Annotated in this window: 12 protein-coding genes; 3 read left to right on the top strand and 9 right to left on the bottom strand. The window is 60.7% G+C overall.

All coding sequences use genetic code 11. The features are described from left to right. Positions 1-42: 42 nt before the first annotated feature. From ispC to rpsB, 7 genes are all read right to left on the bottom strand, one after another. Positions 43-1,233 (bottom strand): 1-deoxy-D-xylulose-5-phosphate reductoisomerase, encoded by a 1,191-nt coding sequence (gene ispC, locus SGN16_RS05720; RefSeq protein ID WP_210643052.1) that lies wholly within the window; start codon positions 1,231-1,233, stop codon positions 43-45. Then, positions 1,230-2,036 carry a phosphatidate cytidylyltransferase gene (locus SGN16_RS05715; RefSeq protein ID WP_210643051.1) on the bottom strand — a complete coding sequence of 269 codons (807 nt, stop codon included), beginning with the start codon at positions 2,034-2,036 and terminating at the stop codon, positions 1,230-1,232. Before SGN16_RS05715 ends, ispC begins: the two co-directional genes overlap by 4 nt. Then, positions 2,036-2,791, bottom strand: coding sequence for a polyprenyl diphosphate synthase (gene uppS, locus SGN16_RS05710; RefSeq protein ID WP_025212115.1), 756 nt, complete (start codon positions 2,789-2,791; stop codon positions 2,036-2,038). The genes SGN16_RS05715 and uppS overlap by 1 nt, the downstream gene beginning before the upstream one ends. 13 nt (positions 2,792-2,804) lie before the next feature. Then, positions 2,805-3,362, bottom strand: a complete 558-nt coding sequence (frr, locus tag SGN16_RS05705; RefSeq protein ID WP_123342546.1) for a ribosome recycling factor — start codon at positions 3,360-3,362, stop codon at positions 2,805-2,807. Further along, positions 3,359-4,102, bottom strand: coding sequence for a UMP kinase (gene pyrH / locus SGN16_RS05700; RefSeq protein ID WP_186705496.1), 744 nt, complete (start codon positions 4,100-4,102; stop codon positions 3,359-3,361). Before pyrH ends, frr begins: the two co-directional genes overlap by 4 nt. A 212-nt stretch (positions 4,103-4,314) precedes the next feature. Further along, complete coding sequence (gene tsf / locus SGN16_RS05695; protein ID WP_123342547.1) at positions 4,315-5,178, bottom strand: translation elongation factor Ts; 864 nt, start codon at positions 5,176-5,178, stop codon at positions 4,315-4,317. A gap of 191 nt (positions 5,179-5,369) precedes the next feature. After that, positions 5,370-6,107 (bottom strand): 30S ribosomal protein S2, encoded by a 738-nt coding sequence (gene rpsB / locus SGN16_RS05690; protein ID WP_003198231.1) that lies wholly within the window; start codon positions 6,105-6,107, stop codon positions 5,370-5,372. A gap of 375 nt (positions 6,108-6,482) precedes the next feature. On the opposite strand from rpsB, the gene map reads away from it, so the two are divergent. The 3 genes from map (at position 6,483) to dapC (ending at position 11,330) form a co-directional block, all read left to right on the top strand. Then, positions 6,483-7,265 (top strand): type I methionyl aminopeptidase, encoded by a 783-nt coding sequence (map, locus tag SGN16_RS05685; RefSeq protein ID WP_210643050.1) that lies wholly within the window; start codon positions 6,483-6,485, stop codon positions 7,263-7,265. 44 nt (positions 7,266-7,309) lie between these two features. After that, on the top strand, positions 7,310-10,012 hold the full coding sequence (locus SGN16_RS05680) for a [protein-PII] uridylyltransferase (RefSeq protein ID WP_210643049.1): 2,703 nt from the start codon (positions 7,310-7,312) through the stop codon (positions 10,010-10,012). 118 nt (positions 10,013-10,130) lie between these two features. Next, positions 10,131-11,330, top strand: a complete 1,200-nt coding sequence (gene dapC, locus SGN16_RS05675; RefSeq protein ID WP_335943493.1) for a succinyldiaminopimelate transaminase — start codon at positions 10,131-10,133, stop codon at positions 11,328-11,330. A gap of 175 nt (positions 11,331-11,505) precedes the next feature. Here dapC and SGN16_RS05670 read toward each other — a convergent pair whose 3' ends face one another. Both SGN16_RS05670 and SGN16_RS05665 read right to left on the bottom strand, forming a co-directional pair. Beyond that, a complete protein-coding gene (locus tag SGN16_RS05670; protein WP_335943668.1) occupies positions 11,506-11,802 on the bottom strand; it encodes a DUF6124 family protein in 297 nt (98 codons plus the stop codon). Positions 11,803-11,839: 37 nt separating this feature from the next. Then, positions 11,840-13,486, bottom strand: a complete 1,647-nt coding sequence (locus SGN16_RS05665; protein ID WP_335943492.1) for a Na+/H+ antiporter — start codon at positions 13,484-13,486, stop codon at positions 11,840-11,842. Positions 13,487-13,701: the final 215 nt, after the last annotated feature.

The following is a 13,701-nucleotide window of genomic DNA, read 5'->3' as shown; positions in this document are numbered from 1 at the left end:
CGCAATCCTGTCCAGGGCAACCCTGGCTAACGTCTCGCAGCCTCAACGCTCGTGGCGCCTCAGCCATTGGCTCGCCAACTCGCGAGCCCTGGCGTCCGCCGTGAATACCGCATCGAGGTCATCGACCGAAACCACGGCCTCGAGGTTCAAGACCTCCTCGATGATACTCGCGATCTCGGGGTAACGGACACGTCCCTCGAGAAACGCTGCAACCGCCACCTCATTGGCGGCGTTAAGCATGGCCGGCGCACTGTTACCTGCCTCGGCCGCCTGTCGCGCCAACCGCAGGCAGGGGAAGCGCTGTTCATCGGGCGCCTGGAAATCCAGACGAGCGATGGCAAACAGGTCCAGCGGCGCCACACCCGAATCGATCCGCTCCGGCCAGGCCAGGGCATTGGCGATTGGCGTGCGCATATCCGGATTGCCCAACTGGGCCAACACCGAGCCATCTATATAGTCCACCAGGGAGTGAATCACGCTCTGCGGGTGAATCACCACTTCGACCTGGGACGGCTTGGCGTCGAACAGCCAGCAGGCCTCGATCAGCTCCAGCCCTTTGTTCATCATGCTGGCCGAATCCACGGAAATCTTGCGCCCCATGGACCAGTTCGGATGAGCGCAGGCCTGCTCAGGGGAAACATGCACCAATTCTTCAAGCGGTGTCTGCCGGAACGGACCACCGGATGCTGTCAGCAGAATCCGTCGGACGCCCACCGCGCCCAAGCCACGGGAAAAATCCTGCGGCATGCACTGAAAAATCGCATTGTGCTCACTGTCGATGGGCAGCAACACAGAGCCACTTTTGCGCACAGCCTGCATGAACAGCGCGCCAGACATCACCAACGCTTCTTTGTTGGCCAACAGGATCTTCTTGCCTGCCTCCACCGCCGCCAGCGTCGGACGCAAGCCCGCCGCACCGACGATCGCCGCCATCACCGCGTCGACTTCCGGGGCGGAGGCCACCTGACACAGGCCCTCCTCCCCCACCAGTACACGCGTAGGCAGGCCAGCCGCGCGCAGATCATCCTGCAGCGCTCGCGCCACGCCGGCCTCGGGTACCACCGCAAAGCGCGGCGTATGGCGTATGCACAGCGCCAGCAGCTCACTCAGGCGCGTGAACCCACTAAGGGCAAACACCTGGTAGCGCTCTGGATGCCGAGCGATGACGTCAAGCGTACTGAGGCCGATCGAACCGGTCGCCCCCAGGACAGTGATCTGTTGAGGACGACTCACGACGCCGCCATCCACAGCAGCACGGCGAAGATCGGGATTGCCGCGGTCAGGCTATCGATGCGATCCAGCACGCCACCGTGACCCGGCAGCAGGTTACTGCTGTCCTTGATCCCGGACTGACGCTTGAACATGCTCTCGGTCAAATCGCCAACCACCGACACAAATACAATGAGGGCCGCGCCAAACAGGCCCATCAGCAGCTGCCCGGCAGTCCAGTCCCGCACCACGCCAACCACGGTGGTAATCACCAGGCTCAGGGCCAGGCCGCCGTAGACGCCTTCCCAGCTTTTGCCAGGACTGACCTTCGGCGCCAACTTGCGCTTGCCGAAGGCCTTGCCAGAGAAATAAGCCCCGACATCTGCGCCCCAGACCAGCACCATCACGGCCATGATCTGCCAGTTACCCAGCGCACCTTGCTTGATCCAGATCAGCCCTTGCCAGGCTGGCAGCAGGATCAACAGACCGATCACCAGTTTGGTCGCCGCGTTGGCCCAATGATGGGTGGTACGCGGGTAGGTCAGCACCAGGAAGGTCGCCGTCGCCCACCATAACACCGCTGCACCCAGCACCCAGGGCGCGATGCCCGGCAGCAAGTACATGACGAACAGCATGGCCGCCACAGCCGCCGCGTAGGTCACGCGGGCCGACTGCGCAGGAAAACCTGCCAGCCGCGCCCATTCCCACGCCCCCAGGGTCACGACCAGCCCGATGAACAAGGCAAAACTCGCCCCCTCGAGCAAGAAGAACCCGCCCAGGGCAATGGGCAACAGGATCAGAGCAGTGATGATTCGTTGTTTGAGCATTAAACCCGGGCTCCAGCTTCGATCTGCTCGCTGGTTTTACCAAAGCGACGCTGACGGGAAGCGAAATCGGCCAGCGCGGTACGCATGGCTTCGTGTTTGAAGTCCGGCCAGAACAGGTCGGAGAAGTACAGCTCGGCGTAAGCCAGCTGCCAGAGCAGGAAATTGCTGATGCGATGCTCGCCACCGGTGCGGATGCACAAGTCTGGCAATGGCAGGTCGCCGGTCGCCAGACAGGTTTGCAACAACTCAGGCGTGATGTCTTCAGGCCGCAGGTGCCCGGCCTGGACTTCCCGCGCCAGCCGCTGGGCTGCCTGGGCAATGTCCCACTGGCCGCCATAGTTGGCGGCGATCTGCAGGACAAACCGATCGGCGCCTGCGGTTGCAGCCTCGGCTTCACGCATCGCCGCCTGCAGCTCCGGGTGAAAACGCGAGCGATCACCAATGATGCGCAGGCTGATGCTGTTCTCGTTGAGACGCTTGGCCTCGCGGCGCAGGGCTTTGAGGAACAGGTCCATCAAGGCGCTGACCTCATCGGCCGGACGTTGCCAGTTTTCACTGGAGAACGCGAACAGGGTCAGCACCTCGACCCCGGCTTCGGCGCACACCTCGATAACCGCGCGAACCGCATCGACCCCCGCCTTGTGCCCGGCAACACCGGGCATGAAGCGTTTCTTGGCCCAGCGATTATTGCCGTCCATGATGATCGCCACGTGGCGCGGCACCGCAAACGGCACGGCCTGCTTGGTCTTATCCATGAAAACGAGACCCTTATACGGCCATCAGGTCTTTTTCTTTCTGCGCCAAATCCGCGTCGATCTTAGCCACGTACTTCTTGGTCAGATCATCGATTTCGCCAGTAGCGCGACGCTCTTCGTCTTCGCTGATTTCCTTTTCCTTGACCAGGTCCTTGAGCTGGCTATTGGCATCGCGACGAATGTTGCGCACGGCAACACGGGCGTCTTCAGCCACGTCACGAGCCTGCTTGGTGAAGCCCTTACGGGTCTCCTCGGTCAGGGCCGGCATGGAGATCAGCAACAACTCACCCAGGTTGGTCGGGTTCAGGTTCAGACCGGCACTGCCGATGGCCTTGTCGACCGCGCCCAGCATGTTGCGCTCAAAGGCGACGACTTGCAGGGTACGAGCATCTTTAACAGTGATGTTGGCCACTTGCTTGATCGGCGTGTCAGCGCCGTAGTACGGCACCATCACACCTTCCAGGATGCTCGGATGCGCCTGGCCGGTACGAATGCGACCAAAGTTGTGCGCCAGGGACTCCAGGGACTTCTGCATGCGCTGTTCAGCGTCTTTCTTGATTTCGTTGATCATTGTTGCGCTTCCTCGATCAGTGTTCCTTCGGCGCCGCCATGCACGATGTTCAGCAGGGCGCCAGGCTTGTTCATATTAAAGACACGTAGCGGCATCTTGTGGTCACGACACAGGCAGATAGCCGTCAGATCCATTACACCCAGCTTGCGATCCAGCACTTCATCGTAGGTCAGATGATCGAACTTCTCGGCATGCGGGTCTTTGAACGGGTCAGCGGTATAGACACCATCGACCTTGGTGGCCTTGAGCACGACATCGGCATCGATCTCGATCGCTCGCAGGCAGGCGGCCGAATCCGTGGTGAAAAACGGATTACCGGTACCGGCGGCAAAAATCACCACTTCCTTGGAGTTGAGGTGGCGCATGGCCTTGCGGCGGTCATAGTGATCGGTCACGCCAACCATGGAAATAGCCGACATGACGATGGCCGAGATATTGGCACGCTCCAGCGCATCGCGCATAGCCAGGGCGTTCATCACAGTGGCCAGCATGCCCATGTGGTCGCCCGTGACCCGATCCATGCCGGCCGCGCTCAGTGCCGCCCCGCGGAACAGGTTGCCGCCGCCGATGACCAGGCCGACCTGAACGCCGATCCCGACCAACTGGCCCACTTCCAGGGCCATGCGATCCAGCACCTTTGGATCGATCCCGAACTCTTCCGAGCCCATCAGGGCCTCGCCGCTAAGCTTGAGTAGAATGCGTTTATAGCGAGCCTGATAACCACTGCCCTGCTGAGCCATTGCGAATCTCTCCTGCGGCGTATTTTCGAAAATTCTTTGCAAGCTGTTTACAGCCTGCGTTCACTCTAGCTGACGCTGACACAGCGCCATCGGAACACGGCTTTGTAAGCCAGTTCCGAAAGGAAACCAATAAAAATCGGCATCCCCATCCAAAAAGAGGCTGCGCGCGTTAAGCGGGCAGCCTCTTCAGGGCGACAGTTATAAAAACTGTCTTATTGCTTGCTGGCAGCCAGCTGAGCAGCAACTTCTTCAGCGAAGTTGTCTACTGGCTTCTCGATGCCTTCGCCCACTTTGAAGTAGGTGAAGGAAACGATTTCAGCGCCGCCTTTCTTGGCCAGTTCACCGACCTTGATTTCAGGGTTCTTGACGAACGCCTGCTCAACCAGGCTGGCTTCAGCCAGGAACTTGGTGATACGACCGGCAACCATTTTTTCAACGATTTCGGCTGGTTTGCCTTTGATCTTGTCTTCGTTGAGCTGCATGAACACGGCTTTTTCGCGCTCGATGGCGTCAGCGGAAACTTCCGACGGCAGCAGGAACTCAGGGTTGCTGGCAGCGACGTGCATCGCGATGTCCTTGGCCAGCTCGACGTTGCCGCCTTTGAGGGCTACAACCACGCCGATCTTGTTGCCGTGCAGGTAAGAACCGACAACGTCACCTTCAACGCGAACCAGGCGACGGATGTTGACGTTTTCGCCTACTTTGGCAACCAGGGCTTCACGAGCCGATTCCTGAGCGGCGATCAGCGGAGCTGCGTCGGTCAGTTTGTCGGCGAATGCTTTTTCTACGCTGGCAGCAACGAAGGCCTTGAAGTCGTCTTGCAGAGCCAGGAAGTCAGTCTGCGAGTTGACTTCGATGATAACGGCAGCCTTGCCGTCTTCCTTGATGCCGATCGCGCCTTCAGCGGCAATGTTGCCGGCTTTCTTGGCAGCCTTGATGGCGCCCGAAGCACGCATGTCATCAATGGCTTTCTCGATGTCGCCGCCAGCCTTGGTCAAGGCTTTCTTGCAGTCCATCATGCCTTCGCCGGTACGCTCGCGCAGTTCTTTGACCAACGCTGCAGTAATCTCTGCCATTTCAAAATCCTCTTGGATAGGTTTTCAACCATTCCACCCGACCGAACGGGCGTTCAATTCTTCCCGAACCACCCTTGTTAGCCGCTGCACGTTACAGATGCTGTAGCTGCGCTGCCGACAAATGGTTTTCGAGGTGGCAAAAAGGGGGCCAAGCCCCCTTTTTGCTTACTGAGTCAACGCCAGGGCGTCAATTACTCAGCGGCTGCTGCCGGAGCTTCTTCAGCGAAGACTTCGGTGCCACCGTTAACATTGTTGCGACCACGGATAACAGCGTCAGCCATCGAACCCATGTACAGCTGGATGGCGCGGATGGCGTCATCGTTGCCTGGGATGATGTAGTCAACGCCTTCCGGGCTGCTGTTGGTATCGACAACGCCGATGACCGGGATGCCCAGCTTGTTGGCTTCGGTGATCGCGATGCGCTCGTGATCAACGTCGATCACGAACAGTGCGTCAGGCAGACCGCCCATGTCCTTGATACCGCCCAGGGAGCGGTCCAGCTTCTCAAGATCGCGAGTGCGCATCAGCGCTTCTTTCTTGGTCAGCTTGGCGAAAGTACCGTCTTCGGACTGGACTTCAAGGTCACGCAGACGCTTGATGGAAGCGCGAATGGTCTTGAAGTTGGTCAGCATGCCGCCCAACCAGCGGTGATCGACGTACGGCGAACCGCAACGTGCTGCTTCTTCAGCAACGATCTTGCCAGCGGAACGCTTGGTGCCGACGAACAGAATCTTGTTTTTGCCCTGGGCCAGACGCTCTACGAAGGTCAGTGCCTCGTTGAACATTGGCAGGGTTTTTTCAAGGTTGATGATGTGGATCTTGTTACGCGCGCCGAAAATGTACTTGCCCATTTTCGGGTTCCAGTAACGGGTCTGGTGACCGAAGTGCACACCGGCCTTCAGCATATCGCGCATGTTGACTTGGGACATGATAGTTCCTTGATAAGTCGGGTTTGGCCTCCACGTATCCCAATGACCAACCAGCGGCTTATATAAGCCGAGGCACCCAGGTCATCGTGTCGACACGTGTGTGGATTTAAGCTTGCGGGGTCATCCCCGGAAAGCGGCGCATTTTATACCACAGCAAGGGCGAAAACGGAACACGGATTCTGAAATCCTGGTGATGCCCCCCTCCCACAGCCCTTTGATGAGCTGCGGATGCACACCCTTATAGAGAGAAGCGATGCATGTGGACGCGGATTTGCGCTGATCGTCTGTTAGAATCGCCTCTTTCAGGGCCACGTGAATCACCCTCCGCCGCCCATTTCGCTTTGAACAGCGCCGTCGAGCGCAGAGAGAGCCTGTATGACCGTTACCCTCAAGACCCCCGAGGACATCGCCAAAATGCGTGTCGCCGGCAAACTCGCCGCCGATGTGCTGGAGATGATCGCCGACTACGTCAAACCTGGCGTGACCACCGAAGAGCTGGACCGCATCTGCCACGACTATATCGTCAACGAGCAGAAGGCCATCCCTGCGCCACTCAACTATAAAGGCTTCCCGAAGTCGATCTGCACTTCGATCAACCACGTGGTCTGCCACGGCATCCCCAACGAAAAGCCGTTGAAGGATGGCGACACCCTGAACATCGACGTCACCGTCATCAAGGACGGCTACCACGGCGATACCAGCCGCATGTTCCATGTCGGCAACGTCCCGGAGTGGGCCCAGCGCCTGTCGAAAGTCACCCAGGAATGCATGTACATGGCCATCGAACTGGTCAAACCGGGCTGCCGCCTGGGTGATATCGGCGAAGTGATCCAGAAGCACGCGCAGAAGAACGGCTTTTCGGTGGTGCGCGAGTTCTGCGGCCACGGTATCGGCAAGGTGTTCCATGAAGAGCCACAGATCCTGCACTACGGCCGTGCCGGCACCGGCATGGAGCTGCAAGCGGGCATGACCTTCACCATCGAGCCGATGATCAACCAGGGCCGCGCCGACACCAAGGTGCTGGGCGATGGCTGGACCGCCATCACCAAGGACCGCAAGCTGTCGGCCCAGTGGGAGCACACCTTGCTGGTGACCGAGACTGGTTACGAGATCTTTACCCTGCGCAGCGATGACACCATCCCTCGCGTTTCCGCCTGAGCCGAACACAGCCTATAGCTATAGATAGAAAGGAAAGCCATTCAATGCCGCAGGTGGATCCCGAACTCTTCGACCGTGGCCAGTTCCAGGCGGAACTGGCCCTGAAGGCAAGCCCCATCTCGGCGTTCAAGAAGGCAATCCGCCAGGCACACGAAGTGCTCGACCAGCGCTTTCGCAGCGGCCGGGATATTCGCCGACTGGTGGAGGATCGCGCCTGGTTCGTCGATAACATCCTGCAAAAGGCCTGGGAGCAGTTCGACTGGAGCGAAGATGCCGACATCGCCCTGGTGGCGGTGGGCGGTTATGGACGCGGCGAGTTGCACCCCTACTCCGACATCGATCTGCTGATCCTGCTGGACAGCGCCGACCATGAGGTTTTCCGCGACTCCATCGAGCGGTTCCTGACACTGCTGTGGGACATCGGCCTGGAAGTCGGCCAGAGCGTGCGCTCGGTGCAGGAATGCGCCGACGAGGCCCGCGCCGACCTGACGGTGATCACCAACCTGATGGAAAGCCGCACCATCGCTGGCCCCGAACGCCTGCGCCAGCGCATGCTCGATGTCACCAGCACAGAGCACATGTGGCCGAGCAAGGACTTTTTCCTGGCCAAGCACGCCGAGCAGAAGGCCCGTCACCACAAGTACAACGACACCGAGTACAACCTGGAGCCCAACGTCAAAGGCTCGCCCGGCGGGCTGCGGGATATCCAGACAATCCTGTGGGTTGCCCGCCGCCAGTACGGCACGCTGAACCTGCGGGCCCTGGCTGGCGAAGGTTTCCTGGTGGAAAGCGAAAACGCCTTGCTGGCCTCCTCCCAGGAATTCCTCTGGAAGGTTCGCTACGCCCTGCACATGCTGGCCGGACGCGCCGAAGACCGCCTGCTGTTCGATCACCAGCGCTCCATCGCGAGCCTGCTGGGTTTCGAAGGCCAGGACGCCAAGCAGTCCATCGAAAACTTCATGCAGCAGTACTACCGGGTGGTGATGAGCATCGCCCAGCTCAGCGAACTGATCATCCAGCACTTCGAGGAAGTCATCCTCGCCCCCGAAGACGAAGAACCGCCGCAGCCGATCAATTCACGCTTCCAGCTCCACGACGGCTACATCGAAGCGCGTCACGACTATGTGTTCCGCCGCACGCCGTTCGCCATGCTGGAAATCTTCGTGCTCATGGCCCAGCAGCCGGAAATCAAGGGGGTGCGCGCCGACACCATCCGCCTGCTGCGGGAAAACCGCCATCTGATCGATGAGGATTTCCGCCACGACATCCGCAACACAAGCCTGTTCATCGAGTTGTTCAAATGCCGGATCGGCGTGCACCGCAACCTGCGGCGCATGAATCGCTATGGGATCCTCGGGCGCTATCTGCCGGAGTTCGGTTTCATCGTCGGGCAAATGCAACACGACCTGTTCCATATCTATACGGTCGATGCCCACACCCTGAACCTGATCAAGCACCTGCGTAAGTTGCAATACACGCAAGTGTCGGAGAAATTCCCACTGGCCAGCAAGCTCATGGGCAAGCTGCCCAAGCCTGAGCTGATCTACATGGCGGGGCTGTACCACGACATCGGCAAGGGTCGCCAGGGCGATCACTCCGAGATCGGCGCGGTGGATGCCGAAGCGTTCTGCCAGCGCCATCAACTGCCAGTATGGGACAGCCGGCTGATCGTCTGGCTGGTGCAGAACCATCTGGTGATGTCGACCACGGCCCAGCGCAAGGATTTGTCCGACCCGCAGGTGATCCACGACTTCGCCCAGATCGTCGGCGATGAAACGCGCCTGGATTATCTCTACGTGCTGACCGTGGCGGACATCAATGCCACCAACCCGACCCTGTGGAACTCCTGGCGCGCCAGCCTGTTGCGCCAGTTGTACACCGAGACCAAGCGGGCCTTGCGCCGTGGCCTGGAAAACCCGGTGGACCGCGAAGAGCAGATCCGTCGCACCCAAAGCGCGGCCCTGGACATCCTGGTGCGCGGTGGCACCGACCCGGACGACGTCGAGCAGCTCTGGTCACAACTGGGCGATGACTATTTCCTGCGCCATACCGCCGGCGACGTGGCCTGGCACAGCGACGCGATCCTCCAGCAACCGGCCGATGGCGGGCCTTTGGTGTTGATCAAGGAAACCACCCAGCGCGAATTCGAGGGCGGCACGCAGATCTTCATCTATGCCCCGGACCAGCACGACTTCTTCGCCGTGACCGTGGCGGCGATGGACCAGCTCAACCTCAACATTCACGACGCCCGGGTCATCACCTCCAGCAGCCAGTTCACCCTCGACACCTACATCGTGCTCGACACCGACGGCGACTCGATTGGCGACAACCCAGCGCGGGTCAAACAGATTCGCGATGGCCTGACTGAAGCCCTGCGCAACCCGGCGGATTACCCGACCATCATCCAGCGCCGGGTGCCGCGCCAGCTCAAGCACTTTACATTCGCCCCCCAGGTGACGATCCACAACGACGCCCAACGCCAGGTCACCGTGCTGGAACTCAGCGCCCCGGACCGCCCGGGCCTGCTGGCGCGGATCGGTCATATATTCCTGGAGTTCGACTTGTCACTGCAAAACGCCAAGATCGCTACCCTCGGCGAACGGGTGGAAGACGTCTTCTTCATCACCGACGCCCATGGCCAGCCGCTGTCCGATCCACAGCTGTGCAGCCGCCTGCAGGAAGCGATCGTGCGGCATTTGAGCGTCAACCAGGAACCCGATATCAACCTGACGCGTATCAATATCTGAACGAATCCCCCCTGTGGGAGCGAGCCTGCTCGCGATGACGGCGGAATATCCAGCATCGATGTTTCCTGACGCACCGCTGTCGCGAGCAACCGCGCTCCCACATTGAACGAGGCCCCCGATGAACAACGCTCTGAACCAGTTGCAGCCCTACCCGTTCGAAAAGCTCCGCGCCTTGCTCGGCAGCGTCACGCCTAACCCGGACAAACGCCCGATCGCCCTGTCCATCGGCGAGCCCAAGCATCGTTCGCCGAGCTTCGTGGCTGAAGCCCTGGCCAGCAATCTGGAAAAAATGGCCGTATACCCGACCACCCTCGGTATCCCGGAATTGCGTGAAGCCATCACCGGCTGGTGCGAGCGCCGTTTCAACGTGCCAAACGGCTGGCTGGACCCGGCGCGCCACGTGTTGCCGGTCAACGGCACCCGCGAAGCCCTGTTCGCCTTCACCCAGACCGTGGTCAGCCGTGGCGACGATGCCCTGGTGGTCAGCCCCAACCCGTTCTATCAGATCTATGAAGGCGCGGCGTTCCTGGCCGGCGCCAAGCCGCACTACCTGCCGTGCCTGGACGAAAACGGCTTCAACCCGGATTTCGACGCGGTTTCGCCGGACATCTGGAAACGCTGCCAGATCCTGTTCCTGTGCTCCCCTGGCAACCCGACCGGCGCGCTGATTCCGGTGGATGTACTGAAGAAACTCATCGCCCTGGCTGACGAATATGACTTCGTCATCGCCGCGGATGAGTGCTACAGCGAACTGTACTTCGACGAACAAACCCCGCCACCAGGGCTGCTCAGCGCCTGCGTCGAACTGGGCCGCAAGGATTTCAAGCGCTGCGTGGTGTTCCACAGCCTGTCCAAACGCTCCAACCTGCCAGGCCTGCGCTCCGGTTTCGTGGCCGGCGATGCCGACATCCTCAAGGGTTTCCTGCTGTACCGCACCTACCACGGCTGCGCGATGCCGGTGCAGACCCAACTGGCGAGCATTGCCGCATGGAACGACGAAGTGCACGTACGCGCCAACCGCGCGCTGTACCGGGAGAAATTCGACGCAGTACTGGAGATCCTCAGCCCGGTACTGGACGTACAGCGTCCCGATGGCAGCTTCTACCTGTGGCCGAATGTGGCGGGCGATGATGCAGCCTTCTGCCGGGACCTGTTCGAACAGGAGCATGTGACCGTGGTACCGGGCTCGTACCTGTCCCGCGATGTGGATGGCGTCAACCCAGGCGCCGGACGCGTGCGTATGGCCCTGGTCGCGCCGCTGGCTGAATGTGTGGAAGCGGCCGAGCGGATTCGCGAGTTCATTCAGCGTCGGGGTTAATCACCCCATTGATCGTTCCCACGCTCTGCGTGGGAATGCATCCCGTGACGCTCTGCGTCACATCCCGAAGCGGAACGCGGAGCGTCCCTGGCGGCATTCCCACGCAGAGCGTGGGAACGATCCATATCCCCTGTGGGAGCAAAGCTTGCTCGCGATGAGGCCGGCACTTATTGCATCAAACCCGAAGCTCTACCCGATCCAAAGCCTTATTCGCCAACAACGTCCCCAACTCAATCATCTGCGCTACCCCCAACGCCACATGCCGTCGCGAACCTTCCAGGCCAAACGCCAGGTCGTTGAGCATCGCATTGGCCGAAGCCAGGGTTTCGCTGAGGTTGGCTAGCAGGGTGTCGATTGAAGCCGCCTTCGGGTGGCTTTGCTTTCTATGAGAACAAGGCACGCCGGGCTTTGTTGCGCCTGAAAATGCTGAAGATCCGCAAAGTGGTGGTGATCTATCCTGTGGCGAGGGGATTTATCCCCTCGCCACAATCGGCTTTGCGCCATGGCTGCTATTTCCCCAACCCCAAATTCGCCTCCGCCAGATCCAACTCCCCCAGCACCTCTCGCAGCACATCATCCCCAATCTGGTGGTGACGGCTGAGGCGATACAACTCCAGCCGCTGCGCCCGATAGGCCTTCAAGCGCAGCCGGCGTTCCAGCAGGTCCATTTCGAACGCCAGCGCCTGGGCTTCGGCGGAGTCGTTGAACACCTCCAACTGATGGCGATATTCAGACATCAACCGCGCCTTGACCTCGGTCGCCAACGCCGCCTGGGCCGCGTCTGGCGTGCTGGCTGTCTCGCTCGGTTCCTCCACCTCTAGCGCGTGGATCGCCGCTTCAGCGGTTTTGCGCCAGGCATCGCGGACTTCGGCGCGGCGCTGGTCATCCGGGCTTTTCTCGATACCTCGCAGCAGTAATGGCAGGGCGATGCAGGCGGCGATCAATGACAGCAGAATGACTCCGGCGGCAATGAAGATCAGCAAATCTCGCTCGGGAAACGGTTCGCCCGTCGCTAGCAATATCGGCACCGACAGCACGCCCGCCAGCGTCACCGCACCGCGCACCCCGCCGAAGGTCAGCAACCAGCAGGAGCGCGCGGTCGGCACGAAGGTCAGTTCACTCTCGCCACGCCCGCGACGCAACAGCCCGGACAGCCGCCAGGTGCTTTGCACCCAGACAAACCGCAGCACCAGCAACACCAGGGAAATCGCCACCACGTCCATGCAGAGGTAGAACAACGTCGGCCACAGGGTGGTTTCGTGGCGGGTCACTGCCTTGATGATGTCCGGCAATTGCAAGCCCAGCAGCAGGAAGATCAAGCCGTTGAAGGCGAATTCCAGCAGCGACCAGACACTGCGATTGAGCAACCGCGTGCCGGTCTGGCGCGGCAGCAGATCGAGCCAGCTCTGCATCATCCCCGCCGCCACCGCCGAGAGAATCCCAGAGGCACCCAAGCGTTCAGCCAGCACATAGGCCGCGAACGGCAGCAACAACATGAACACCACATGGGTGGCCGGGTCGTCCCAGCCGCGCGCCACCATCCAGGCTCGCAAGCGGCCCACCAGCCAACTCAGAGCCACTCCAACCAACAGCCCGCCAACTGCCACCAAGACAAAGGTCAGGCTCGCGCTGGCCAGGGAAAACACCCCGGTGATAGCTGCCGCGAGGGCGAACTTGAAGGTCACCAGGCCCGACGCATCGTTCATCAACGCCTCACCCTGAAGCACGTGCATCAGCGGCGCGGGCAAACGATCGCGGGCAATCGCCGACACCGCCACCGCGTCGGTCGGCGACAGCACCGCAGCCAGGGCGAAGGCCACCGGTAGCGGGATGCTCGGCAGCAGCCAATGAATGAAGTAACCGGCGCCCACCACCGTGAACAACACCAGCCCCACCGCCAGCGTCAGGATTGGCCCACGCAGGCGCCACAACTCGCGCTTGGGCATGCGCCAGCCGTCGGAGAACAGCAGCGGCGGCAAAAAGAGAAACAGGAACAGCTCAGGATCGAGAGCCACATGCAGGCCCAGGGACGGCCAGGCCAACACAGCACCGGCACCGATCTGCACCAGGGGCAACGGCAGCGGGATCAGCCGTCCGATCAGGCGCGAAACGCCCACCAGCATCAACAGGATCAGGACGGTATAGGCGCTTTGCATAAACGGGTTTCCAATTACAGCGACACACACATCCGGCAACAGCTTGCCGTTGAAGTGCCATATTAACCGCTTAGCATGAGCCTGGCCGTTACACCTATGTCGCAGCCTGCCTCCTGGGAGCGAACCTGCTCCGGGCGGCGATCCGACGATAGCGGTTTAGCAGTTGACATTGATGCTGGCTGATCCGACGCCATCGCGAGCAAGTTCGCTCCCAC

This window comes from Pseudomonas sp. G166 (assembly GCF_037027455.2).
In the GTDB taxonomy this organism is placed as follows: Bacteria; Pseudomonadota; Gammaproteobacteria; order Pseudomonadales; family Pseudomonadaceae; genus Aquipseudomonas.
Note: the sequence above shows the minus strand (reverse complement) of the source record. Positions and strands in the feature narration are given on the sequence as shown.

Excerpts from the sequence above, each read along its gene's own strand:
- SGN16_RS05680 (WP_210643049.1), top strand. The coding sequence starts at position 7,310 with ATGCCGCAGGTGGATCCCGAACTCTTCGACCGTGGCCAGTTCCAGGCG.
- SGN16_RS05665 (WP_335943492.1), bottom strand. The coding sequence starts at position 13,486 with ATGCAAAGCGCCTATACCGTCCTGATCCTGTTGATGCTGGTGGGCGTT.
- rpsB (WP_003198231.1), bottom strand. The coding sequence starts at position 6,107 with ATGTCCCAAGTCAACATGCGCGATATGCTGAAGGCCGGTGTGCACTTC.
- map (WP_210643050.1), top strand. The coding sequence starts at position 6,483 with ATGACCGTTACCCTCAAGACCCCCGAGGACATCGCCAAAATGCGTGTC.
- frr (WP_123342546.1), bottom strand. The coding sequence starts at position 3,362 with ATGATCAACGAAATCAAGAAAGACGCTGAACAGCGCATGCAGAAGTCC.
- pyrH (WP_186705496.1), bottom strand. The coding sequence starts at position 4,102 with ATGGCTCAGCAGGGCAGTGGTTATCAGGCTCGCTATAAACGCATTCTA.
- SGN16_RS05715 (WP_210643051.1), bottom strand. The coding sequence starts at position 2,036 with ATGCTCAAACAACGAATCATCACTGCTCTGATCCTGTTGCCCATTGCC.
- tsf (WP_123342547.1), bottom strand. The coding sequence starts at position 5,178 with ATGGCAGAGATTACTGCAGCGTTGGTCAAAGAACTGCGCGAGCGTACC.
- dapC (WP_335943493.1), top strand. The coding sequence starts at position 10,131 with ATGAACAACGCTCTGAACCAGTTGCAGCCCTACCCGTTCGAAAAGCTC.
- uppS (WP_025212115.1), bottom strand. The coding sequence starts at position 2,791 with ATGGATAAGACCAAGCAGGCCGTGCCGTTTGCGGTGCCGCGCCACGTG.